Source organism: Streptomyces sp. NPDC005374 (assembly GCF_042872225.1).
Classification (GTDB): Bacteria; Actinomycetota; Actinomycetes; order Streptomycetales; family Streptomycetaceae; genus Streptomyces.
This window is the reverse complement of record NZ_JBIAKA010000009.1, coordinates 305,949-327,996: the sequence shown is the minus strand read 5'-3', so window position 1 is coordinate 327,996 and position 22,048 is coordinate 305,949. Positions and strand designations below refer to the sequence as shown.

Below are 22,048 nucleotides of genomic sequence, written 5' to 3'. Positions count from 1 at the left end.
GAATCCAGCACCGATCCAGCACGGGATCACTGAAGGGGCCGGGCCCGTAACGGCCTGTACCGCAGACGAAACGCTCGCCGGCATCCTGGCGGCTGAGGTCCACGGAGGAGCCCGAACCGTGCGGCTGCTACCCGGCCAGCGACTTGAGCCGGGATGCCGCCTCCTCCAGCACGCTTGTCCGCTTGCAGAAGGCAAATCGAACAAAGGGTGCGCCTTGCTCCCGGTGGTCGTAGAAGACCGCGTTCGGGATCGCGACCACGCCGGCCCGTTCCGGCAGGGCGCGGCAGAAGGCGAAGCCGTCCGTCTCGCCGAGGGGGCGGATGTCGGTGGTGATGAAGTACGTGCCCGAGGGCCGGAACACCTCGAAGCCCGCCTCCGTGAGCCCCGCCGACAGCAGGTCCCGCTTGGCCCGCATGTCCTCGCGGAACGCCTCGAAGTACGTGTCCGGGAGGGCCAGCGCCTCGGCGACGGCGTACTGGAACGGCCCCGACGACACGTATGTCAGGAACTGCTTCGCCGACCGCACCGCGGAGACAAGGCCGGGCGCCGCCGTGATCCAGCCGACCTTCCAGCCGGTGAAGGAGAACGTCTTGCCGGCGGAACCGATCGAGACCGTGCGCTCCCGCATCCCCGGGAAGGAGGCGAGCGGGATGTGTTCGGCGTCGTCGAAGACCAGGTGCTCGTACACCTCGTCGGTGATCACCAGCAGGTCCCGCTCGACCGCCAGTTCGGCGATCGCGGTCAGCTCCTCGCGGGTGAGGACCGTGCCGGTGGGGTTGTGCGGGGTGTTGATCAGGAGGAGCCGGGTCCGGTCGGTGACGGCGGCGCGCAGCTCGTCGAGGTCCAGGCGGAAGCGGCCCTCGGCGGGGCGCAGGGTGACGGGGACCCTGGTGCCGCCCGCCATCGCGATGCAGGCCGCGTAGGAGTCGTAGTACGGCTCGAACGCGACGACCTCGTCACCGGGCTCGACCAGGGCGAGCAGCGCGGCGGCGATGGCCTCCGTGGCGCCCGCCGTGACCAGCACCTCGGCGTCGGGGTCGTAGGAGAGGCCGTAACGGCGCTCCTGGTGCGCGGCGACCGCCGAGCGCAGCTCCGGGACGCCCGGGCCCGGCGGGTACTGGTTGCCACGCCCGTCGCGCAGCGCCCGCACGGCCGCCTCCCTGACCTCCTCGGGCCCGTCCGTGTCGGGAAAGCCCTGGCCCAGGTTGATCGAACCCGTCTGCAGAGCCAGGGCGGACATCTCGGCGAAGATCGTCGTCCCGAACTCGGCGAGACGGCGGTTGAGCAGGGGGCGCGCACTGGAGGTCATGCCGGTCATCCTGCGCCCAAGCTCTGGAGTTCCTCAACTCTGCTTTGGCCCGTGAGACGGAAGGGCATCTCCAGCTCACGCAACCGGCGAGGCGCCCACGGGGGGTCGCTTCGGGGGACTCGGAAGGAGGGTGGCGCCATGATCATCGGCATCATCCTGGCTCTGGCAGTGATCGCCGCTCTGGCGTTGGCGGGAATCGCGGCCGCCGGCCGCAACGCCCGCAGGTCGGCGAGGGTGGATACGCGCGGCAGGCGGCGCGGCAGTGGCGGCAGCAGCAGCAGCAGCGGCAGCGGCAGCAGTGGCGACAGCTGGTGGGCCGGCGGGGCGGCCGGAGCCGTTTCCTCGTGCGGGTCCTCCAGCGGGGACTCCGGCGGACATCACGGCGGCCACTCGCACTCCTGCGGTGGCGGGAACTCCTGCGGCAGCAGTTCGTCCTGTGGTGGCGGGTCGTCCTGCGGCGGCGGGGGCGGATGCGGGGGAGGCAGCTGACACGGGGCAGCTGAGCTCCGGCAGGGGGAACCGCATCCGGAGACGGGGGAGCGGGGGAACGCGGGGGCGTGGGTCCGGACCTGGGTCGGGATCCACGCCCCCGCTTGTCGCTTTTTCACTCCGGTACCCCGGCGTACGCTCCGGCCGCCGTGGCGTGCGCCGTGGTTGAACAGTTGAGCTGTGAAGCCCACGGAGGGATGGAAACCCCACGAAGTTGGGTAAAAACGCTGTGACGGCGCCACTGTTCATGATTCCCTCTAAATCACCAACACAGCCCCTCGGACGTCCTACGGACACCTCCTGACCTCCCGACTGGGCTGACCGGGCAGATCCCCCCACAGTCGCCCGGGCGTGCTGGAACCCCACATCACCCTCTCCTTTGCGTGCTAGCGGAGCCGATCCATGCTCACGACCCTGAACACCTCGTACACCGACACGCGCGCGGCCGACCTCGCCTGGGCCCTGGGGCGCGAGCCGCTGCCCGCCCTCGCCACGCTCGACCTCGAACTCGGCGGGACCAAGCTTCAGTTGAGACTTCTCGGCGCGTCCCACCAGGTACTCCTGGAGGAGGAGCGAGGCACGTGTTCGGAGACGGTGGCGTGCATCGCCGGAAGCAGTACGCCGCTGCCGCTGGGCGTGGCCAAACGGGTGGGCGACTGGGAGTACGAGTTCGCCGCGCGCGTCGAGGCGCTGTCACCGGGCCAGTTCGCCGGGCGGGCGCAGGAACTGCTGGCGCTCGTCCGCGACCATCCCAACGGACTGGCCGGCGTCTTCCCCGGCAGTCCGCACGCGTTCACGGCGATGCTGGCCCAGCGCCACGACGGCCAGGTGCACTGGCGGACCTGGCACGCCTACCCGCAGGACGGCCAGTTGGTGGCGACCCGGACGAGGGTCGGGGTCCGGGTTCCGGTGGGCGCGCCGTTCGCTCACTGAGGTAAACCGGCGGGGCACGGTTGACCGGGAGTTCCACACGTGTGGGTGACGAATCGTGACTCGTCAGTGACGTAACGTCGCAACGTGATCGAGTCGCACGCTCCCGCCCCGCCCGGCGCTCCGCCGTCGTGGGCCGGACCCGCGCGGCTGCCCGTCCGCCCCGGCACGGGCCGGTTCCTCGTCCTCGCCTGTGTCTTCGTCTGCGCGGCCTGCGGACTGGTGTACGAGCTCGAACTGGTCGCCCTCGCCTCGTACTTGATCGGCGACTCCGTCACCCAGGCCTCCGTGGTGCTGTCCGTCATGGTCTTCGCGATGGGCATCGGCTCGCTCGCCGCCAAGCGGCTGCGCCGACGGGCGGCGGCCGCGTTCGGCGCACTGGAGGCACTCCTCGCCCTGGTCGGCGGGTGCAGTGCGATGGCGTTGTACGCCGTCTTCGCCTGGACCGGCGACTGGGGCGGCCTGTGGGCGAGCGGCCCGCGCTGGCTCCTGGTCGCCTTCTCCCTCGCCATCGGCCTGCTCATCGGCGCCGAGGTCCCCCTGCTGATGGAGCTGATCCAGCGCATCCGCCGCCAGGACGCCGGCGGCGCGGTCGCCGACCTGTTCGCCGCGGACTACGTCGGCGCCCTCGTCGGCGGCCTGGCCTTTCCCTTCCTCCTGCTGCCCCTGCTGGGTCAGTTGACCGGCGTGATGCTCACCGGCACGGTCAACGTGATCGCCGGCGGCGCCCTGGTCCTCGGCCTGTTCCGCCGTGACCTGACCCGCCGGGCCCGCCATCTGCTGCTGTGCGCCAACCTCGTGGTACTCGGCGTCCTCGCCACCGCCGCCGTCCTCGTCGACGACTTCGAACGGGTCGCGCGGGAGGCGGTCTACGGCGACGACGTGCGCGTCGCCCTCCAGACCGGCGTCCAGGAGGTCGTCCTCACCGGCGGCACCCACGGCCGCCCCCTCGACCTCTTCCTCGACGGCCGCCTGCGCGTCAGCGGCCGCGACGAGCGCCGCTACCACGAGGCCCTGGTCCACCCCGCGATGGACGGCCCCCACGCGCGCGTGCTGGTCCTCGGCGGCGGCGACGGCCTCGCCGCCCGCGAGGTGCTGCGGTACCCCGGTGTACGGCGGGCCGACGTCGTCGAACTCGACCCCGCGGTGGTGGACCTGGCCCGCCGCGACCCGGCGCTCTCCCGGCTCAACGGCCATGTGTTCGGCGACCCGCGTGTCCACGTGACCACGGCCGACGCGTTCCGCCGGCTGCGGACGGCGCCGCCCGTGCCGTCGTACGACGTGGTGATCTCCGATCTCCCCGACCCCGGCATCACCGCGAGCACCAAGCTGTACTCCGAGGAGTTCTACGGCCTCGTCCGCCGCGTCCTGGCCCCCGACGGCCGCCTCGTCGTGCACGCGGGGCCGGTCTCCTCCCGTCCCCGGGCCTTCTGGACGGTGGAGTCGACGATGCGTGCGGCGGGCCTGTTCACCACGCCCTACCGTGTCGGCGGCCGCGACTCCGGCTTCGCCGCGGGCCCCGACCGCACGGCCGGCGCGTCCCGCGCCCCGGACGACTGGGGCTTCGTACTGGCGTCACAGTCGGCGCGCCCCGCACTGGCCCTCGATCCCCGGGGACCGGGGCCGGGACCAGGACCGGCGACCCTGACGGAGCAGTCCCTGCGGGCGGCGCGGAGCGCGGCGGAGGCGACCAGGATCAGGGGTCTTGCGGCCTCGACGTTGGTGCATCCGCGCTACTGAGACGCGAGGGCGCGGTCACTTTCGACCAACGGGGGTGCACGACCGCCGCCCCTGGGTAGGCTCGGCAACCATGGAGCATGAGGTGTTCGTTCCGGTTCCGGCCGAGCGGCTGAGGGAGGCCCTGGGGGACCCCGTCAGGGTCGCCCGGGCGGTTCCCGGACTCCAGCAGGACGCCGGCGCGGAACCCCTCACCGGACGCCTGAAGGTGCGGGTCGGCAGCCACTCCATCACCTACCGGGGCGCGCTCCGCGTCTCCGGCCGGGACGACGGTTCCTACGCCGTCCAGGGGGACGCCACCGAGGCTCGCGGCACCGGCTCCGTCACCCTCGCCCTCACCCTGCGCCTGCACGACACCGAGGGCGGCACGACCCTGGCCTTCGACGCCACGGCGACGGCGGACGGCCGCGTCACGGACCTCCCCCAGGACGCGGTGGGCTCCGCGGTCGTACGCCTGCTGAACCGTTTCGCGGAGGCACTGGCGGAGGAGGAGCCGGAGGCCGAGGAAACTCCCGCGGAGCGCCCGGCTGTGGAGGAACCCGCTGCTGCGGAGGAGCCCGCTGAGGAGCACGTGGCCCCCCTCATCGACGACTTCACGGAACCCGCCGGCCCCCCGGCCGAGGCGGCCCACGCCCGCCGCACGATGATCGGCCGCAGTGCGGAGGAGGTCGACCACGCACCCCCGAGGGGCCGCTACGCCCCCGTCCCGGCCCCCCAGACCGTGGCCGCGAGCGCGACTCTCCGCTGGGCGGCCCCGGCGGCGGCAGTGGTGCTGGCCTCGGCGATCGTGGTGGGCAGGGTCCTGAGAAAACGCCGTTGAGCGGCACCACCTGTTCTCGGAGGCACGGGGTCGTCCGCGCGATGACGGCATAGGGTCGTCCCGTGAGCCATGAACACATCACGCTGACCGCAGGCAACGCGGAAGTCACCGTCCAGCCCGAGAACGGCGGACGCATCGGCGGCCTGAGAATCGACGGCACCGAACTCCTGCGCCAGGGCGACCGTTTCGGCTGCTTCCCGATGGTCCCCTGGTGCGGACGCGTCCGGGACGGCCGCTTCCGGGACGGCGCGACGGTACGGCAGATGCCCCTCAACTCCCCGCCGCACGCCATCCACGGCACGGCACGCGACGGCGCGTGGACCGTCGCCCACAGCGGGAGCGACTCCGCGGTCATCACGTACGACCTCGTCGACCCCTGGCCCTACACAGGCCGTGTCACCCAGGCCGTCGCCCTCACCGGGGACGCTCTGACGCTCACGATGTCCGTGGAGACGTACGACTCCTCGTTCCTGGCCCAGATCGGCTGGCACCCGTGGTTCAACCGCACCCTCGACGGCGGCGAGCCCGTGCGGCTCGGCTTCACCGCCGCCTGGCAGGAGGAGCGCGGTGCCGACCACCTGCCCACCGGCAACCGCGTCGACCCGAAGCCCGGCCCCTGGGACGACTGCTTCGGCATGCCCGGCGGCGTCGACGTCACGCTCACCTGGCCCGGCCGGCTGGAGCTGAAGGTCGCCAGCCGCGAGGAGTGGGTCGTGGTGTACGACGAGCAGGAGGCCGCCGTCTGCGTGGAGCCGCAGACCGGCCCGCCCAACGGCCTGAACACGCTCCCGCGCCTGGTCACGCCGCTGGAGCCGTTGGAGGCCTCGACCACCTGGACATGGCGCCGCCTCTAAGCTGACAGGCATGACTGACGCACGCGCCGCCCTGAAGCAGCAGATTCTCGACAAGGCCGTGGTGCACGGCAAGGTGACCCTGTCGTCGGGTCTGGAGGCCGACTACTACGTCGACCTGCGCCGCGTCACCCTCGACGGTGAGGCGGCCCCGCTGGTCGGGCAGGTCCTCCTGGACCTGACCGCGGACCTGGACTTCGACGCGGTGGGCGGGCTCACCATGGGCGCCGACCCGGTCGCCGGGGCCATGCTGCACGCGGCCGCGGCGCGCGGGCAGCGCCTGGACGCCTTCGTCGTCCGCAAGGCCGCGAAGGCGCACGGCATGCAGCGGCAGGTCGAGGGACCGGAGATCGCCGGCCGCCGGGTCGTGGTGGTCGAGGACACCTCGACCACCGGCGGCTCGCCGCTGACCGCCGTCGAGGCCGTGCGTGCGGCGGGCGCCGAGGTCGTCGCCGTGGCCACGATCGTCGACCGGGCGACGGGTGCCGCCGAGAAGATCGAACAGGGCGCCGGAGTGCCGTACCTCTTCGCGTACTCGAAGGACGAGCTGGGCCTGGACTGATTCAGGGACCGATTCAGGGACTGATCAGGTACTGACCAGGGACCGACCAAGGGATGGACCATCCGGCCAAGTCTGGAAGGATGGGGCCGACGATGATGTCGCACCCCCACACAAGGTCTAGGTCAGGGCCGTAAGCACGCAGTACGCCAACCCGCAGATACAAGGAGCGGACAGATGCCCATCGCAACCCCCGAGGTCTACAACGAGATGCTCGACCGGGCGAAGGCAGGCAAGTTCGCCTACCCGGCCATCAACGTGACCTCGACCCAGACCCTGCACGCTGCGCTGCGCGGCTTCGCGGAGGCCGAGAGCGACGGCATCATCCAGATCTCGACCGGCGGCGCCGAGTTCCTGGGCGGCCAGTACAGCAAGGAGATGGTCACGGGTTCCGTGGCCCTCGCCGAGTTCGCGCACATCGTCGCCGAGAAGTACCCGGTCACCGTCGCCCTGCACACCGACCACTGCCCCAAGGACAAGCTCGACGGGTACGTACGCCCGCTGATCGCCGTGTCCGAGGAGCGCGTGAAGGCCGGCGGCAACCCGCTGTTCCAGTCGCACATGTGGGACGGCTCGGCGGAGACCCTCGCCGACAACCTCTCCATCGCCCAGGAGCTCCTGGAGCGCGCCCGCGCCGCGAAGATCATCCTCGAGGTCGAGATCACCCCGACCGGCGGCGAGGAGGACGGTGTCACGCACGAGATCAACGACTCCCTGTACACGACGGTCGACGACGCCGTCCGTACCGCGGAGGCGCTCGGTCTCGGTGAGAAGGGCCGCTACCTGCTGGCCGCCTCCTTCGGCAACGTCCACGGTGTGTACAAGCCGGGCAACGTCGTCCTGCGCCCCGACCTGCTCAAGCAGCTGAACGACGGCGTGGCCGCCAAGTTCGGCAAGCCGGCCGGCGCCCAGCCGTTCGACTTCGTCTTCCACGGCGGCTCCGGCTCCACGGAGGAGGAGATCCGCACCGCGCTGGAGAACGGCGTCGTCAAGATGAACATCGACACCGACACGCAGTACGCCTTCACGCGTCCGGTCGCCGACCACATGTTCCGCAACTACGACGGCGTCCTGAAGGTCGACGGCGAGGTCGGCTCCAAGAAGGTCTACGACCCGCGCACCTGGGGCAAGCTCGCGGAGGCCTCCATGGCCGCCCGTGTCGTCGAGGCCACGCAGAACCTGCGCTCGGCGGGCACGAAGATCAAGTAGGTCTTTGAAGCTGTTTGCGGTGAGCCCGGTGCTACAGCACCGGGCTCGCTGTATATCTGAGGCATGCCCGATGTCCGGTTGGCCTCACCGCAAGGCAAGTGGATCCTCCTCACCACCGTCCTCGGCTCCAGCATGGCCCTGCTGGACTCGACCGTCGTCAACGTCGCCCTGCCGCGCATCGGCAGTGATCTGGACGCGGACCTCGGCGCGCTGCAGTGGACGGTCAACGCGTACATGCTGACGCTGGCCGGGCTGATCCTGCTCGGCGGTTCCCTCGGGGACCGGTACGGGCGCCGCAAGGTCTTCGTGATCGGGGTCGTGTGGTTCGCGGCGGCCTCCCTGCTGTGCGGTCTCGCCCCGAACGCCGGTGTCCTCGTCGCCGCCCGGGCCCTCCAGGGGGTGGGCGGCGCCCTGCTCACGCCCGGGTCGCTGGCGTTGATCCAGGCCTCCTTCCATCCCGACGACCGGGGCCGTGCCGTCGGTCTGTGGTCCGGGTTCGGCGGCATCGGGGCGGCGGTCGGCCCCTTCGTGGGCGGCTGGCTGGTGGACGGGCCGGGCTGGCGCTGGGTGTTCCTGCTCAACGTCCCGCTGGCGCTCCTGTGCGTGCCGGTCGCCCTGCGGCATGTGCCGGAGTCGGCGGACGGCCGCGCGGACCACGGGCGTTTCGACGTGCTCGGCGCGGTCCTGGGCGCGCTGGCGCTCGCGCTGGTGACGTACGCGCTGATCGAGGCCCGTTCCGGTTCCCTCGTCGTCGCCGTGACGGCACTCGCGGGCGTGGTCGCCGGGGTGGCCTTCGTGGTCGTGGAGAAGCGGCGGCCCGATCCGTTGATGCCGCCCGCGATCTTCGCGTCCCGGCAGTTCACGGCGGTCAACGTCGTCACGCTGTGCGTGTACGCGGCCTTCGGCGGGTTCTTCTTCCTCGCCGCGCTCCAGCTCCAGGTCGTCGTCGGCTACTCGGCGCTCCAGGCCGGTACGGCCCTGCTGCCGACGACCGCGCTGATGCTGCTGTTCTCCGCCCGCTCGGGCGCCCTGGCCGACCGGATCGGCCCCCGGATCCCGCTCACCGTCGGGCCGCTGCTGGCCGCCGCCGGGATGCTGCTGATGCTGAGGGTCGGGCCGGGGGCGTCGTACGTCCTCGACATCGTGCCCGCGCTGCTGGTTCTCGGGGCGGGCATGGTCACGCTGGTCGCGCCGCTGACGGCGACCGTGCTGGGGTCCGTGGACGCCTCGCGGGCGGGGCTGGCGAGCGGGATCAACAACGCGGCGGCGCGGGCGGCGGGCCTGATCGCGGTGGCCGCGTTGCCGCTGGTCACGGGGATGGGCGAGGAGGCGTACCGGTCGGCTTCGGCTTTCGACGACGCCTTCGGGCGGGCGATGACGGTGTGTGCGGGGGTGCTGGTGGTGGGGGCGGCGGTGGCCTTCGCGACGGTGCGGTCGCTGCCGGCGGGGTGCCGACGTCCGGAGTGCCGTACGCACGGGGCGGTGATGGCGCCGCCACTGGAGGGGGCGCCGGTGCGGAAGCGGTTGGCGTAGGGCGGGTGCGGGTGCGGGTGCGGGTACGTCGTGGCTGGTCGCGCAGTTCCCCGCGCCCCTGAAGAGGTGGGTGCAGCTCGACGGGCCTTCACTGCGCCCTGCACCCACTCAGGGGCGCGGGCTCAGGGGAGCTGTCGTAGGTCGGCTGCGGGCCGGTGGGGGCTGGTCGCGCAGTTCCTCGCGCCCCTGAACGGGTGGGTGCAGCTCGACGGGCGTTCGCTGTGCCCACTCAGGGGCGCGGGGAACTGCGCGACCAGCCACAGTGCACCCGCAGGCGAAACCAGGCCTCGGGCGAGGGAAACTGGAGCCATGTCGATTCACGAGAACCTTCTCGGGGGACCGCCCCCGACCCACCTCCCCGACGACCCGGAGCCCCGTGAGCTCCTGGCGAACGGCACCGCGCCCGCGGATGTCGCCGCGAAGTACCCGACCTCCTCGCTGGCCTGGGCCCAGCTGGCCGACGAGGCGTTCGAGCGGGGCAGCGTCGTGGAGTCGTACGCCTATGCCCGTACGGGCTACCACCGCGGCCTGGACTCGCTGCGCCGCAGCGGCTGGAAGGGCCACGGGCCCGTCCCGTGGGAACACGAGCCGAACCGCGGTTTCCTGCGTGCCCTGCACGGCCTCGCCCGTGCCGCCGGTGCCATCGGCGAACAGGCGGAGTACGAGCGCTGCACGCAGTTCCTGAAGGACTCCTCTCCGGTGGCGGCCCAGACGCTGGGCTGATCGCCCCGGTCGTGAGGCCGTGATGTGAGGTCCGTCCGATGTGAGCGGGCGGGCCTTGCGTTTTCGCGGGACCATCCAAGAGGATTCACGCGGGGACCGGGGCGTCCTGTCGACAACGGCAGGTGCGGACCGCTACCCGGAGTAATAACAGGAGACAGCGATGTCGTCCCATGAGGCTCACGAATCGCAGGAGCCCGAGACCCCGCATCTCGACTTCCAAGGCACCACGCCGTACGAGGACTACGTCAAGGCGGACGTGCTCACCCACCTCCAGCACACCCTCTCCGACGATCCCGGAGAGATGGTCTTCCTGGTCACGACCCAGGTGATGGAGCTGTGGTTCACCGTCATCGTCCACGAGTGGGAGACCGCCGCGGGTGCACTGCGCTCCGACGACGTGCCTACGGCCGTTGCCGCACTGAAGCGTTCCGTCCGCGAGCTGGAGGCGCTGACCGCCTCCTGGAAGCCGCTCGGCCAGCTGACCCCGGCGCAGTTCAACTCGTACCGCAGTGCCCTCGGCGAGGGCTCCGGCTTCCAGTCGGCGATGTACCGGCGCATGGAGTTCCTGCTCGGCGACAAGTCCGCGTCCATGCTCGTCCCGCACCGGGGCGCGCCCCGCGTGCACGCCGAACTGGAGAAGGCGCTGCACGAGCCGAGCCTGTACGACGAGGTGCTGCGGCTGCTCGCGCGGCGCGGGCACGCGATCCCTTCCTCGGTCCTGGACCGGGACGTCTCGCGACGGTACGACCCGTCGGAGGAGGTCGAGGCCGCCTGGACGGCCGTCTACTCCGGCCCCTCGGAGGACGAAGTGGCCCGTCTGGGCGAGGCGTTGACCGATGTCGCCGAGCTGGTCTGGCGCTGGCGCAACGACCATCTCGTCGCCACCCGCAGGGCCATGGGCTCCAAGGCCGGCACGGGCGGCTCCGCCGGGGTGGCCTGGCTGGAGAAGCGCGCGCAGAAGAACGTGTTCCCGGAGCTGTGGACGGCGCGGTCCCATGTCTGAACTGACCTTGCGCGCGGAGAAGTTGGACTCGGCGGATGAGCTGGCGGGCGTGCGTTCGCGGTTCGTGCTCGACGACGTGGTGTACCTGGACGGCAACTCGCTGGGCGCGCTTCCGGCCGCCGTCCCGGAGCGCGTCGAGGACGTCGTACGCCGTCAGTGGGGGTCGCTCCGGATCCGGTCCTGGGACGAGAGCGGCTGGTGGACCGCGCCCGAGCGGATCGGCGACCGGATCGCCCCGCTCGTCGGGGCGGCGGCCGGGCAGATCGTGGTCGGCGACTCGACAAGTGTCAATGTTTTCAAGGCAGTTGTGGGGGCCGTGCGGCTCGCGGGCGGTCCCGCCGCCGGTCGTGACGAGGTGGTTGTCGACGCGACCACCTTCCCCACGGACGGGTACATCGCCGAGTCCGCGGCCCGGATGACGGGCTGCACCCTGCGTGCGGTGACCCCGGCGGAGGTGCCGGGCGTGCTGAGCGACCGTACGGCGGCCGTCCTGCTCAACCACGTCGACTACCGCACCGGCCGCCTGCACGACCTGCCCCAACTCACCGCCGCCGTGCACGCGGTGGGCGCGGTCTCGGTCTGGGACCTGTGCCACAGCGCGGGCGCCCTGCCCGTCGGGCTCGACGCGCACGGGGTCGACCTCGCGGTCGGCTGCACCTACAAGTACCTGAACGGCGGCCCGGGTTCACCGGCGTACCTCTACGTCCGCCGCGAGCTCCAGGACCGTTTCGACTCCCCGCTGCCCGGGTGGAACTCCCATGCGGAACCCTTCGGGATGCGGCCGTCGTACGACCCGGCGCCGGGCGCGCTGCGGGGCCGGGTCGGCACGCCGGACATCCTCTCCATGCTCGCCCTGGAGGCCGCCCTCGACGTCTGGGACGGGGTGTCGGTCGAGGCGGTGCGCGCCAAGTCCCTCGCCCTGACGGACTTGTTCCTGGAGTGCGTCTCGTCGTACGTCGGTGAGGGGCGCGTCGAGTGCGTGACCCCCCTGGCGCACGGGGAGCGGGGCAGCCAGGTCGCCCTGCGCTGCGAGGACGCCGGTGACGTCATGAAGCGGCTCATCGAGCGGGGTGTGGTGGGCGACTTCCGGCACCCTGACGTGCTGCGGTTCGGTTTCACGCCGTTGTACGTCGGTTTCGCGGACGTGGAGCGGGCGGCACGGGTGTTGGGGGAGACGCTGATGGGCTGATGGGCTGTTGGGCTGTTGGGCTCGTTGTGGTGTCAGGCCGGGGTGACGGGAGTGACGTACACCCCGGCCTTCGCCGCCGCGAGCGCCGCGTCGGCCGCGCGTTCGGCGGCGGCGGGGTCGGGGGCGGTTCCGGCGGTGAGCAGGCCGTAGTAGAGGGGGGCCGAGACCGCCCGTACGACCGTCGCCGGGTCCGTGCCGGACGGGAGCTCCCCGCGCGCGACGCCCTCCGTCACGCACGGGGCCCACTCGGCGACCCGTACGTCGTAGAAGTGCCGCAGCGCCTCGGCCGTACGCGTGTCGCAGGCCGCCGCGGCGATGACCGCGCGGAACAGCGCGCCCTGCCGGGGGTCGGCGAGCGTCCGCTGGACGAGGGAGGCGTTGGCCCGCAGATCGTCGCGGACCGACCCGGTGCGGGTGCGGGGCAGCGATTGTTCGGCCATGTCGGCGAGCAGGTCGGCCACCAGCGCGGTGACCGTCCCCCACCGCCGGTACACGGTCGTCTTGCCGACCTCCGCGCGGCGGGCGACCTCCGCGAGATCGAGGCGGTCGAAACCCTGCTCGGCGAGCACGTCTCCGGCCGCCCGCAGCACGGCGGTCCGGACACGCGCGGTGCGCCCTCCGGGACGGACGGTGCCGGGTTCGGCGGACATGTCGGACTCCTCGGTACGCTCCGGATCCGCGGGTGCGGACACCTCGCCAGCGTAACGAAACAGCAGAACCGTTTAACCCTCACCGAGCGTGACATCCGCGTGTCCGCGCACGTCATCGGGCTGATACCGTCCCGGCCAACGGCCGAATTCTCTTCCAGGACGGTTGCCGGTCCGTCAAATCCGTTTGATCGCTGAGAGGTTGGAGCATGTCCGACGACGCCGCAGCCCGTGCCGCCGCAGAAGCCCGCGCCGCGGCCGAGGAGGAGTCGGCCTTCTCGCACCCGGCGGTCGACCCCGACGTCACCGTGGCGTACGGCGACGACCCCGATCAGGTGATCGACTTCTACGCCCCGCGCGGGGAGCCCGCGCCGGGTGGCGTCCTCGCGCCCCTCGTCGTCGTCCTGCACGGCGGGGCATGGCGGGCCCCGTACGACCGTCGGCATGTGACGCCGTTCGCGGACTTCCTGGTTCGGCGCGGGTTCGCGGTGGCCAATGTGGAGTACCGGCGGGGTGGGGTGTCGATTCCGGGGCAGGGTACGGCGGTTGACGCCGTTGACGCGGGTGCGGGGGCCGGTGCTGGCGGTGGCGGTGCGGCTGTCGGTGGTGGGGTCGGGCCGGTTGCCGGGCGTTGGCCTGAGACCTTCGACGACGTGGCCGCCGCGATGGACGCGCTTCCCGGGCTCGTACGGCAGTCCCTCCCGCAGGCGGATCCGCGCCGCATGGTGGTCACCGGTCACTCCGCGGGCGGCCACCTGGCCCTGTGGGCCGCGGCACGTCACCTCCTGCCGGCCGACGCCGCCTGGCGTCTCGACCGCCCGGCGCCCCTGCGCGGTGTCGTCGCCCTCGCCCCGATCGCCGACTTCACGGTCGCCGAGAAGCTGGACGTGTGCGGTGGGGCGTGCCGTCAACTCCTGGGCGGGGAGGAGGGGTTCGCGGCACGGTTGCCGTACGCCGACCCCGCGCTCCTGCTCCCCACCGGCATCGCGACCACCCTCGTCCAGGGCCGCGCCGACACGGTCGTCCCGCAGGCGGTCGCCGAAGCGTACGCGGACGCGGCGGCGAAGGCGGGCGAGGTGGTGGGTCTGACGCTGCTGGAGGACGTCGGACACTTCCCGCTGATCGACCCGGCGGCGGACGCGTGCGCGGTGGTGGCGGAGGAGATCGCGCAGCTGGCGTGGTGAGAAGGGGTGAGGCTTTCAGCCCCTCCCGGGGATACCCGTAGTACCTGAGAGCTACGACCCAGAAGAGCTCCCCGGCGTGACGCGGACGACAGACGCTGCTCCGTAACTTCCTTTCCAGACAAGCCCGATGGCCGGGCGGACGGAAAGGGACGACGACGTGGGGAGCATCCGGAGGGGTCGGCGCGAGGGCGAGGGCGAAGGCAGGAGCGAGGGCGAGGCGCGCGGGGACGCGCGGGAACAGGCGGGGGACGAGCGGGGGGAGCGCCCACGCCGCCGGACCCACAGATGGCGCCGAGCCCTGCTCGCGAGCCTCATCGTCACCGCGGTGGTGGTCCCTCTCTCCGCCGCGGCCGGCCCGGGCATCCCCGCCCCACGCCCTGCCGCCCTCCCGGCGCTCACCGCCTCCACCCTCACCGGCATCTACGCCGCCAACAGCGCCAACGCCGCCGCGGCCGCCGACATGGCCGCGGCGCATGGCTACGCCCACCGTGCCGAGGCTGACCGGGAGATGGCCGCCCCCGACCGGCACCTCCTCGCCTTCGACGGCAGGGGCCCCGGCCAGGCGATCGAGGTCTTCGGCGACCTCGCCGACGCCGACCATGTGGCCGTCCTGGTCCCCGGCTCCGACACGTCCCTGGACACCTACCCCCGCTTCCGGGCTGCCGCGGAGGCCCTCCATCGGCGCCTCACGAGAACGGCCCCCAAGGGCACCCGCACCCCGGTGGTCGCCTGGCTCGGCTACCGCACCCCGGACACGATCAGCACCACGGCCCTCACCACGGACCGGGCCGACCAAGCAGCCCCACAGCTACGGGAGTTCATACGCCGACTGCGCGGTGTCGCCCGCCCCGGGGCGACCGTCTCCCTCCTCTGCCATTCCTACGGCACCGTCGTCTGCGCCCGAGCCGCAGCCCACCTGGACATCGACGACCTGGCCCTGGTCGGCAGCCCCGGCACCGGCGCGGACACCGTGACAGGTCTGCGGACCCCGGCCCGGGTCTGGGCGGCCAGAGGCGAGGACGACTGGGTGGCGGAGGTCCCTCACGTCAGGACCGACTTCTTCGGCGTCACCGTCGGCTTCGGCACCGATCCGCTGTCCCCGGCCTTCGGCGCGCATGTCTTCGCCGCCGGCAAGGGCGGTCACAGCGACTACTTCACCCCGGGCTCGGTCTCCCTGACCAACCTCGCCCGGATCGTCCTCGGAGACACCGCGGAGGTGACCCGTGCCTGAGATCCGGACCCACATTCCCCGGGGCGGGGTACGCGACGGCATACGCCGGGCCGCAGCCGAGGTCGACGCGGTGACACCTCCCGGGCGGGACCGTGCCGTGGACGCCCTGCGCGCCTTCGCGATCCTCGGTGTGGTCCTCGGCCACTGGCTGGTGACCGCCCTGGTCGTCGACGGCGGTGCCCTGCACACCGCGAGCCCGTTGCAGCACATGCCCTGGCTGGCCCCGATCTCCTGGGCCTTCCAGACACTGGCCGTGTTCTTCCTGGTGGGCGGCCATGTGGCGACACGCGGCTACACCTCGGCACGTGCGCGCGGGGTGACGTACGGGCAGTGGCTGAAGGGGCGCATGGCGCGACTGTTCAAGCCAGTCGCCGCCGTCCTGGCGCTGTGGACGGTGGCCGCGGTGGCCCTGCTGCTGACCGGCGTCCCGTTCGGCACGGTCCGAACGCTGGTTAAGCTCGCCCTGTCCCCGATGTGGTTCCTTCTGGTCTTCGCCGTGCTGACGGCGGCGACCCCGCTGCTGCGGCGGCTCCACCCGCTGTGGCCGCTGGCCGTCGTGCTGCACGTGGACATCGTGCGCTTCGGGCTCGGCGGCCCGGACTGGCTCGGCTGGGTGAACCTGGCGGCCGGCTGGCTGGTGCCGTACACCCTGGGCGCGGCCTGGACGCGCGGTGAGCTGGAGGGGCGGCGTGTGGGGTGGCTGCTGCTCGGGGGCGGTGCGGTGGTGACCGCGGTGCTCGTCGTGGGGGCGGGGTATCCGGCGTCGATGGTCGGGGTGCCGGGAGCCCAGGTCTCGAACCTGAACCCGCCGACGCTGGCCGCCGTCACCTTCGGCCTGGCCCAGTGCGGTCTCGCCCTGCTGTTGCGCGACCGGCTGCGCCGCGGCATGCGACGCCCCTTTGCCTGGGCGGCGGTGGCGCTGGTCAACCTCTCCGCGATGACGGTCTTCCTGTGGCATCAGACCGCGTTGATGGCCACCACGGCCACGGGTCTCGCAGTGGGCCGACTTCCCGGTCTGCACACCGTGCCCGACGGTCTGGGCTGGGTGGCGGCCCGGCTGGCCTGGCTCCCGGTGTTCGCTCTCGTCCTGACGGTCTGCTGGGCGGCCTTCCGGTCCTTCGAACAGGGGCCGCGCAGGGTCGGGGGCCGGGCGTCACGGGTGATCCGGGTCCACCGTCGTACGGATCCGGCCCCGGTGAAGGAGGCGCGTCGTGCCTAGGGTGGGCGGCGTGACGGAGACGGGGATCCAGCGGGTGGTCGTGAGCCGTGTCCTGCGCCGGCTGCGGGTGCTGCGGGAGGACCTCTGGAGCTTCGAGGCCGACCCGTTGCCCCCTTCGGTGTGGGCGCGCTGGCTGCCGCACGGTGTGCTGTGCATGGTCGCCTTCGGAGTCGTGCTCGGCGCCGTGGCCCAGCTCACGGACAACGGCGGGGTGGGCACCCAACTCGCCTTCCTCATCGGGCTCGCGCAGGGTTTCGCCGTGGTGTTCGCGCTCTGGCGGCCCGTACCGGCGTGGTGGGTGTCGACGGCGGCCATGGTGGTGGGCGCCTTCGAGGTGCGCCGTCAACTGCTGGCCGGTGGTGCCCACGACTTCACCTGGCCCTGGACGACGGCCGGGATCGTCGGACACATGGCGGTGCTGCTGCTCCTCGCCCTGAGGGTCCGCACCCGGGTGTCGATCGAGGCACTGGCCGTGAACGTACTTCTGACCTATGTCATCCAGGGGTTGGTGGGCGCGGCCGACTACGCGCCCACCGGGGTGCTCACGGTCATCCTGTGCACGATCGTCGTGGTCCTCGGCACAGCCCTGCGGGGCCGCCGCGAGGCTCGCGCGGAACTCGTCGAGCAGACCACGCTCACCGCGGAGGAGCGGGGCCGCCGCACCCTCCTGGAGGAACGCAGCCGTATCGCGCGCGAACTGCACGACGTCGTCGCCCACCACATGTCCGTCATCTCGATCCAGGCCCAGGTCGCCCCGCACCTCGTGGAGAACCCGTCCGAGGAGCTCCAGGAGAACCTCGCCGGTATCAGGGAGAACGCGCTGGAGGCACTGACCGAGCTGCGCCGGGTTCTGGGAGTGCTGCGCTCCGAGGACCCCGACGCCCCGGACCCCGTGGGCCGGCCGGGCACCGGTACCGCCCCGCACACCCCGCAGCCCACCCTCGACCGGCTCGACGCGCTGGTGGAGAACACCCGGGCGGCCGGACTGAGCGTCCAGGTCGACGTACTGGGGACACCGCGGCCGTTGCCGTCCGGTGTGGAGCTGTCGGCGTACCGGATCGTGCAGGAGGCGCTGAGCAACGTCCTGCGCCACGCGCCCGGCGCGACCGCCTCCGTCAGGCTCGTCCACTATCTGCACGGGGTGGACGTGCGGATCGCCAACTCCCGTCCCCTGCACAGCGTGGCGGCCTCACCGGGCGCGGGGCACGGACTGCTCGGCATGCGGGAGCGGGCCGCGATGCTCGGCGGAACCCTGCGTGCCGGCCCCCGGCCCGATGGCGGCTACGAGGTGGCCGCGTATCTTCCGACGTCGCCCCCGGGCGGCGGCCCCGACCAGGCCAGTGACTCCAAGGACGGCACCGTATGACGAGCAGCCCCATCCGCATCCTGATCGCCGACGACCAGCAGATGGTCCGGCAGGGCTTCAGCGTGCTGCTGGGCGTCCAGCCCGGCATCGAGGTGGTCGGGCAGGCGGTCGACGGCCTGGACGCCGTCGCCAAGGTCGCCGAGCTCGTCCCGGACGTGGTCCTGATGGACATCCGCATGCCCGGGATGGGCGGCATCGAGGCCACTCGCCGCATCACGGGCGAGCGCCCGGAGATCAGGGTCCTCGTGCTGACCACGTTCGACCTCGACGAGTACGTCTACGAGGCGCTTCGGGCCGGCGCGTCCGGGTTCCTGCTGAAGGACGCCTCCGCGGAGCAGCTCGCCGAGGCGGTGCGGGTGGTGGCGGCCGGGGACGCGCTGCTCGCGCCCGGTATCACCCGCCGCCTGATCGCCGAGTTCTCCCGTCTCGGCGACCGGCCCCGGGCCCCGCTCAAGAGCCGGGTGGGCGAGCTGACCGAGCGGGAGACGGAGGTCCTCGCCCTGATCGCGCAGGGACTGTCGAACGCGGAGATCGCCGGACGTCTCGTGGTGGCCGAGCAGACGGTGAAGACCCACGTGGGCCGCATCCTGGTGAAGCTGGGCCTCAGGGACCGGACGCAGGCGGCGGTGTTCGCGTACGAGTCGGGGCTGGTCCGTCCCTCGGGGTACTGACCCGCTGCACCCGTAGTACTTGAGGGGGAGGTGGAAGGACCCCTCTCACTGGTGACGACGTGGACCCCGGCTCACACCTACCGTTTTGAACGTGACCGAGACGACCGAGACTCATATGACACTCACGCAGGGCGGCAGCGGCGGGTACGACGCGTACAAGCCCCGCAGCCCGGAGTTCAGGGCCGCCATGGACGCCCTGCGCGGCCTGCGGCACGACCTGATCAGCGATGCCTTCGCCTACCGGCTGCTGCCTCCCTTGCGCGCCGACAAGGGGCCCGCCCGCATGCTGTCCGGCCGGCTGCGGGATCACGCGGTCTGGACACCCCACGTGTTGATCACCGCGGCCGGGCTGCTCGCGATGTTCATCGGCGCGGACAACAGCGGCCGCGGTGCGGGCGCCAACGTCTTCGTCGGTGTCTCCGCCCTGGCCCCGATCCTGCTGACCATGGTGCGGCCGGTCATGGCCTTCTGGCTGTCGTTGGCCGCGACCGCGTTCACCTATCCGGTGGCTTTCGTCAACTCCTGGCAGCAGGACTGGCCATGGCTGCCGGGCAGCTTCGCCTGCCACCTCGTCGTGCTCACCGTGGTGGCCGTGCGCACCAGGCCGCGTACGGCGGCCTGGATGTGGCTGCTGACCGGGGCCTACGGTCTGATATGGCAAATCGCCTTCGGCGGCAGTCACTACTACCGCTCCAACACCGTGGAGATGCTGTTCGTCTCCGCCTTGGTCCTGCTTGTCGTGAGCGTCTGGCACATACGCCGGGACGCAGTGCAGACGGTGACCGCCCAGCAGACGGTGACCGCGCACGAGCGTTCCCGCCGCACGCTCCTGGAGGAGCGCACGACCATCGCCCGCGAGCTGCACGACGTGGTCGCCCACCACATGTCGGTCGTCGCCATCCAGGCGGAGGCCGCGCCCTACCGGGTGGAGAACCCGCCCCCGGAGCTGGAGAAGGCGTTCGCCACCATCCGGGAGAACGCGGTGGCGGCCCTGACCGAGCTGCGCCGGGTCCTGGGCGTGGTCCGCGCCGAGGACTACGAGGCGCCGGACGCCCCGCAGCCCACCCTGGCCGACCTGGACGCGCTGCTCGCCAATGTGCGGGAGGCGGGACTGAGCGTGGAGAAGGCGGTCACCGGTGCGGTGCGCGAACTCCCGCAGGGCGTCGAGCTGTCGGCGTACCGGATCGTCCAGGAGGCCCTGAGCAACACCCTGCGCCACGCCCCGGGGGCGAGCGCCCGGGTCGAGATCGGGTACGTCCTCGGCGGCCTGGGCCTGCGCGTGGTCAACGGCCCGCTGCCCTGGCCGTCGCTGGTGAAGCCCTCGCCCGGAGCGGGGCACGGCATCACCGGCATGCGGGAGCGGGTCTCCATGCTGAACGGTGAGATGACGGCGGGCCCCACGGACGAGGGAGGGTACGAGGTGGCGGTGTTCCTGCCGGTGCCGTTCGGCGACGGGGATGCGGCATGACGATCCGGGTCCTGGTCGCGGACGACCAGATGATGGTCCGCGAGGGCTTCTCGGTACTGCTGAACGCGATGCCGGGCATCGAGGTGGTCGGAGAGGCCGTCAACGGCAGGGAGGCGGTGGACCGGGTCCGTGAACTCGCCCCCGACGTGGTCCTGATGGACATCCGCATGCCCGAGCTGAACGGCATCGAGGCGACCAGGGAGATCGTCGCGGCGGACGGCATGGCGAAGGTCCTGGTCCTGACGACCTTCGACCTCGACGAGTACGTGTACCAGGCCCTGCGCGCGGGAGCCTCGGGCTTCCTCCTCAAGGATGCCTCTGCCCGTCAACTCGCCGAGGGAGTAAGGGTGGTGGCCTCCGGCGAGGCACTCCTCGCGCCCTCCGTCACCCGCCGGCTGATCACGGAGTTCGCCAAACTCTCCGAGTCCCCCCGCCTCATCACCTCGGCCCACGGCGCGTACGGCGACCTGACCGACCGCGAGACGGAGGTACTGATCCTCATCGCCCAGGGCCTGTCGAACTCCGAGATGGCCGAGCGCCTGATGGTCGCGGAGTCCACGATCAAGACCCACGTCAGCCGGGTCCTGGTGAAACTGGGTCTCAGGGACCGTACACAGGCGGCGGTGTTCGCGTACGAGGCGCGGTTGGTGACGCCGGGCTGACCGGCGCGGCTGTCACCGCCGAGTCAGAATTCGGTGCCGCCGCCGGCGAAACGTACGGGTGACACGAGCGCGATGCGGATCAGGCCGGGTTCGGGAGGAGGTGCGTCGTAGACGTAGGTGACCGTGAGCGCGGGGCGGATGTCCGTGCTTTCGAGACGCGTCGTATGGATCTTCATGCCGCCGACCGCACTGTGCGCTCGCCGACCGAGTACCGGGTTCTTCTCCAGTTCGGCTCTCAGGGCCTCGACGGCTTCGAGTGTTCCGCGGCCGATGGCGAGGCAGCGGGCGTGGGCCTCGCGGGTGATCTCGGCGACGACCGGCTGCTGATCGTCGCTCACCGATCATCGCCCCGAGCAGTGCGGATTTCGGCGACGGCCGCAGCGACGGCCGAATCGAAGTCGGGATCCTGGCGCGCTGCTACCCGGCCACGGAACTCCTCGACCAAGCGGACGACTCCGGAAAGGTCAGCCGGATCGGCATGGTTGATCTCACGGGCCAGCTCGGCCTCGAAATCGTCGGCGTCACCGGGGAAGCCGTAGCCCATGGTCAGGGCTGCACGAAGCTCCCCGATGGTGCGCATGGGAGGGATGTGGGGCTGGCCGGACTCTGCCGGTCGGGTAGTCATGGCGTCGGCTCCCTTTCGCAGTGTCGCTTTCACCGTACCCGGATGCTTCCGCCACTGGTCGCGGCTTGCGCACCGCGTTCGTCGCGGCCGACTCACACCGCGGCCAGTTCGCACCAGACGTACTTGCCGCGGTTGCCGTTTCTGGAGAGGGGCTGCCAGCCCCACAGGTTGGCGCAGGCGCGGACCAGGGCGAGGCCGCGGCCGTTCTCGGCGTCGGTGAGGTGGGCCAGGGGGCCCGGCGGCTCGGGTGGCTCGGGGTCCGCGTCCCACGCGCCGAGGCGGAGCGTTCCCGGTGGCGACCAGCGCACACGCAGTGCGGCGGGGCCCTTGGTGTGGAGTACGGCGTTGGAGACCAGCTCGGTGGCGAGGAGCTCCGCGGTGTCGACCAGGGTGATCAGGCCGTGCATGGTCAGGATCAGGCGCAGAGTGCGGCGGCTGACGGTGACGGCTCGGGGGTCGTTGGGGATGTGGAGGACGTACTCCCAAGGGGCGTTTTCGGGCATGCGGCAACTCCGTTCGGGTGGTGGGGGGTTACGGTCGGCCGGCGGTGGCTGTGTCGCGCCGTCATGGCAGGGCGGTGCGGTGCGCTTCCGGTAACCCGGGGTTCCGCAGTGTGTGCGTCG

23 protein-coding genes are annotated in these 22,048 nt (G+C 71.9%); 18 read left to right on the top strand and 5 right to left on the bottom strand.

Annotated elements, in window-relative coordinates:
• Positions 1-127 precede the first annotated feature (127 nt).
• Positions 128-1,318, bottom strand: a complete 1,191-nt coding sequence (locus ACFYRX_RS24730) for a pyridoxal phosphate-dependent aminotransferase (RefSeq protein ID WP_389103513.1) — start codon at positions 1,316-1,318, stop codon at positions 128-130.
• Between the two features lie 129 nt (positions 1,319-1,447).
• Here ACFYRX_RS24730 and ACFYRX_RS24725 point away from each other — a divergent pair, with 129 nt between their 5' ends.
• From ACFYRX_RS24725 to kynU, 11 genes are all read left to right on the top strand, one after another.
• The gene (locus ACFYRX_RS24725) at positions 1,448-1,798 is read left to right on the top strand and encodes a hypothetical protein (RefSeq protein WP_389103510.1); all 351 of its coding nucleotides are present in this window, start codon (positions 1,448-1,450) and stop codon (positions 1,796-1,798) included.
• A 402-nt stretch (positions 1,799-2,200) separates the two neighbouring features.
• Positions 2,201-2,731: a DUF2617 family protein gene (locus tag ACFYRX_RS24720; RefSeq protein ID WP_389103507.1), complete on the top strand. Its 531-nt coding sequence runs from the start codon at positions 2,201-2,203 to the stop codon at positions 2,729-2,731.
• Between the two features lie 84 nt (positions 2,732-2,815).
• Positions 2,816-4,468 carry a polyamine aminopropyltransferase gene (locus ACFYRX_RS24715; RefSeq protein WP_389103505.1) on the top strand — a complete coding sequence of 551 codons (1,653 nt, stop codon included), beginning with the start codon at positions 2,816-2,818 and terminating at the stop codon, positions 4,466-4,468.
• 70 nt (positions 4,469-4,538) lie between these two features.
• Complete coding sequence (locus tag ACFYRX_RS24710) at positions 4,539-5,285, top strand: SRPBCC domain-containing protein (protein WP_389103503.1); 747 nt, start codon at positions 4,539-4,541, stop codon at positions 5,283-5,285.
• 62 nt (positions 5,286-5,347) lie between these two features.
• On the top strand, positions 5,348-6,139 hold the full coding sequence (locus ACFYRX_RS24705) for an aldose 1-epimerase (protein WP_389103500.1): 792 nt from the start codon (positions 5,348-5,350) through the stop codon (positions 6,137-6,139).
• Positions 6,140-6,149: 10 nt separating this feature from the next.
• Positions 6,150-6,698 (top strand): orotate phosphoribosyltransferase, encoded by a 549-nt coding sequence (pyrE, locus tag ACFYRX_RS24700; RefSeq protein ID WP_389103498.1) that lies wholly within the window; start codon positions 6,150-6,152, stop codon positions 6,696-6,698.
• Between the two features lie 174 nt (positions 6,699-6,872).
• Positions 6,873-7,904: a class II fructose-bisphosphate aldolase gene (gene fbaA, locus ACFYRX_RS24695; protein ID WP_389103496.1), complete on the top strand. Its 1,032-nt coding sequence runs from the start codon at positions 6,873-6,875 to the stop codon at positions 7,902-7,904.
• 63 nt (positions 7,905-7,967) lie between these two features.
• On the top strand, positions 7,968-9,437 hold the full coding sequence (locus ACFYRX_RS24690) for an MFS transporter (protein ID WP_389103494.1): 1,470 nt from the start codon (positions 7,968-7,970) through the stop codon (positions 9,435-9,437).
• Positions 9,438-9,746: 309 nt separating this feature from the next.
• Complete coding sequence (locus ACFYRX_RS24685) at positions 9,747-10,160, top strand: DUF3151 domain-containing protein (protein WP_389103491.1); 414 nt, start codon at positions 9,747-9,749, stop codon at positions 10,158-10,160.
• A 160-nt stretch (positions 10,161-10,320) separates the two neighbouring features.
• The gene (locus tag ACFYRX_RS24680) at positions 10,321-11,163 is read left to right on the top strand and encodes a tryptophan 2,3-dioxygenase family protein (RefSeq protein WP_389103488.1); all 843 of its coding nucleotides are present in this window, start codon (positions 10,321-10,323) and stop codon (positions 11,161-11,163) included.
• The gene (gene kynU, locus ACFYRX_RS24675; protein ID WP_389103485.1) at positions 11,156-12,352 is read left to right on the top strand and encodes a kynureninase; all 1,197 of its coding nucleotides are present in this window, start codon (positions 11,156-11,158) and stop codon (positions 12,350-12,352) included. Before ACFYRX_RS24680 ends, kynU begins: the two co-directional genes overlap by 8 nt.
• A gap of 32 nt (positions 12,353-12,384) precedes the next feature.
• Here the strand turns inward: kynU and ACFYRX_RS24670 are convergent, their stop codons facing one another.
• Positions 12,385-13,002, bottom strand: a complete 618-nt coding sequence (locus tag ACFYRX_RS24670; RefSeq protein WP_389103701.1) for a TetR/AcrR family transcriptional regulator — start codon at positions 13,000-13,002, stop codon at positions 12,385-12,387.
• Positions 13,003-13,208: 206 nt separating this feature from the next.
• Between ACFYRX_RS24670 and ACFYRX_RS24665 the strand changes: the two genes are divergently transcribed.
• The 7 genes from ACFYRX_RS24665 to ACFYRX_RS24635 all read left to right on the top strand — a co-directional run bounded on the left by ACFYRX_RS24665 (position 13,209) and on the right by ACFYRX_RS24635 (position 20,800).
• Entirely contained in the window at positions 13,209-14,183 is a 975-nt protein-coding gene (locus tag ACFYRX_RS24665) for an alpha/beta hydrolase (protein ID WP_389103482.1), read from the top strand.
• Positions 14,184-14,481: 298 nt separating this feature from the next.
• The gene (locus ACFYRX_RS24660; protein WP_389103699.1) at positions 14,482-15,414 is read left to right on the top strand and encodes an alpha/beta hydrolase; all 933 of its coding nucleotides are present in this window, start codon (positions 14,482-14,484) and stop codon (positions 15,412-15,414) included.
• Complete coding sequence (locus tag ACFYRX_RS24655; RefSeq protein ID WP_389103480.1) at positions 15,407-16,633, top strand: acyltransferase; 1,227 nt, start codon at positions 15,407-15,409, stop codon at positions 16,631-16,633. Before ACFYRX_RS24660 ends, ACFYRX_RS24655 begins: the two co-directional genes overlap by 8 nt.
• A gap of 10 nt (positions 16,634-16,643) precedes the next feature.
• Positions 16,644-17,999: a sensor histidine kinase gene (locus ACFYRX_RS24650; protein WP_389103477.1), complete on the top strand. Its 1,356-nt coding sequence runs from the start codon at positions 16,644-16,646 to the stop codon at positions 17,997-17,999.
• Positions 17,996-18,670, top strand: coding sequence for a response regulator (locus ACFYRX_RS24645; protein ID WP_389103474.1), 675 nt, complete (start codon positions 17,996-17,998; stop codon positions 18,668-18,670). Before ACFYRX_RS24650 ends, ACFYRX_RS24645 begins: the two co-directional genes overlap by 4 nt.
• Positions 18,671-18,761: 91 nt before the next feature.
• Entirely contained in the window at positions 18,762-20,138 is a 1,377-nt protein-coding gene (locus ACFYRX_RS24640) for a histidine kinase (protein WP_389103471.1), read from the top strand.
• A complete protein-coding gene (locus ACFYRX_RS24635) occupies positions 20,135-20,800 on the top strand; it encodes a response regulator (RefSeq protein ID WP_389103469.1) in 666 nt (221 codons plus the stop codon). The genes ACFYRX_RS24640 and ACFYRX_RS24635 overlap by 4 nt, the downstream gene beginning before the upstream one ends.
• A 23-nt stretch (positions 20,801-20,823) precedes the next feature.
• Here the strand turns inward: ACFYRX_RS24635 and ACFYRX_RS24630 are convergent, their stop codons facing one another.
• The 3 genes from ACFYRX_RS24630 to ACFYRX_RS24620 all read right to left on the bottom strand — a co-directional run bounded on the left by ACFYRX_RS24630 (position 20,824) and on the right by ACFYRX_RS24620 (position 21,928).
• Positions 20,824-21,138 carry a hypothetical protein gene (locus ACFYRX_RS24630; protein ID WP_389103467.1) on the bottom strand — a complete coding sequence of 105 codons (315 nt, stop codon included), beginning with the start codon at positions 21,136-21,138 and terminating at the stop codon, positions 20,824-20,826.
• Entirely contained in the window at positions 21,135-21,380 is a 246-nt protein-coding gene (locus tag ACFYRX_RS24625) for a hypothetical protein (protein ID WP_389103465.1), read from the bottom strand. Before ACFYRX_RS24625 ends, ACFYRX_RS24630 begins: the two co-directional genes overlap by 4 nt.
• A 137-nt stretch (positions 21,381-21,517) precedes the next feature.
• The gene (locus ACFYRX_RS24620) at positions 21,518-21,928 is read right to left on the bottom strand and encodes an ATP-binding protein (RefSeq protein WP_389103462.1); all 411 of its coding nucleotides are present in this window, start codon (positions 21,926-21,928) and stop codon (positions 21,518-21,520) included.
• Positions 21,929-22,048 lie beyond the last annotated feature (120 nt).

Coding starts and splice junctions, on each gene's coding strand:
- ACFYRX_RS24680 (WP_389103488.1), top strand. CDS start 10,321: ATGTCGTCCCATGAGGCTCACGAATCGCAGGAGCCCGAGACCCCGCAT.
- fbaA (WP_389103496.1), top strand. CDS start 6,873: ATGCCCATCGCAACCCCCGAGGTCTACAACGAGATGCTCGACCGGGCG.
- ACFYRX_RS24645 (WP_389103474.1), top strand. CDS start 17,996: ATGACGAGCAGCCCCATCCGCATCCTGATCGCCGACGACCAGCAGATG.
- pyrE (WP_389103498.1), top strand. CDS start 6,150: ATGACTGACGCACGCGCCGCCCTGAAGCAGCAGATTCTCGACAAGGCC.
- ACFYRX_RS24690 (WP_389103494.1), top strand. CDS start 7,968: ATGCCCGATGTCCGGTTGGCCTCACCGCAAGGCAAGTGGATCCTCCTC.
- ACFYRX_RS24720 (WP_389103507.1), top strand. CDS start 2,201: ATGCTCACGACCCTGAACACCTCGTACACCGACACGCGCGCGGCCGAC.
- ACFYRX_RS24685 (WP_389103491.1), top strand. CDS start 9,747: ATGTCGATTCACGAGAACCTTCTCGGGGGACCGCCCCCGACCCACCTC.
- ACFYRX_RS24725 (WP_389103510.1), top strand. CDS start 1,448: ATGATCATCGGCATCATCCTGGCTCTGGCAGTGATCGCCGCTCTGGCG.
- ACFYRX_RS24635 (WP_389103469.1), top strand. CDS start 20,135: ATGACGATCCGGGTCCTGGTCGCGGACGACCAGATGATGGTCCGCGAG.
- ACFYRX_RS24670 (WP_389103701.1), bottom strand. CDS start 13,002: ATGTCCGCCGAACCCGGCACCGTCCGTCCCGGAGGGCGCACCGCGCGT.
- ACFYRX_RS24710 (WP_389103503.1), top strand. CDS start 4,539: ATGGAGCATGAGGTGTTCGTTCCGGTTCCGGCCGAGCGGCTGAGGGAG.
- ACFYRX_RS24625 (WP_389103465.1), bottom strand. CDS start 21,380: ATGCGCACCATCGGGGAGCTTCGTGCAGCCCTGACCATGGGCTACGGC.
- ACFYRX_RS24730 (WP_389103513.1), bottom strand. CDS start 1,318: ATGACCGGCATGACCTCCAGTGCGCGCCCCCTGCTCAACCGCCGTCTC.
- ACFYRX_RS24665 (WP_389103482.1), top strand. CDS start 13,209: ATGTCCGACGACGCCGCAGCCCGTGCCGCCGCAGAAGCCCGCGCCGCG.
- kynU (WP_389103485.1), top strand. CDS start 11,156: ATGTCTGAACTGACCTTGCGCGCGGAGAAGTTGGACTCGGCGGATGAG.
- ACFYRX_RS24620 (WP_389103462.1), bottom strand. CDS start 21,928: ATGCCCGAAAACGCCCCTTGGGAGTACGTCCTCCACATCCCCAACGAC.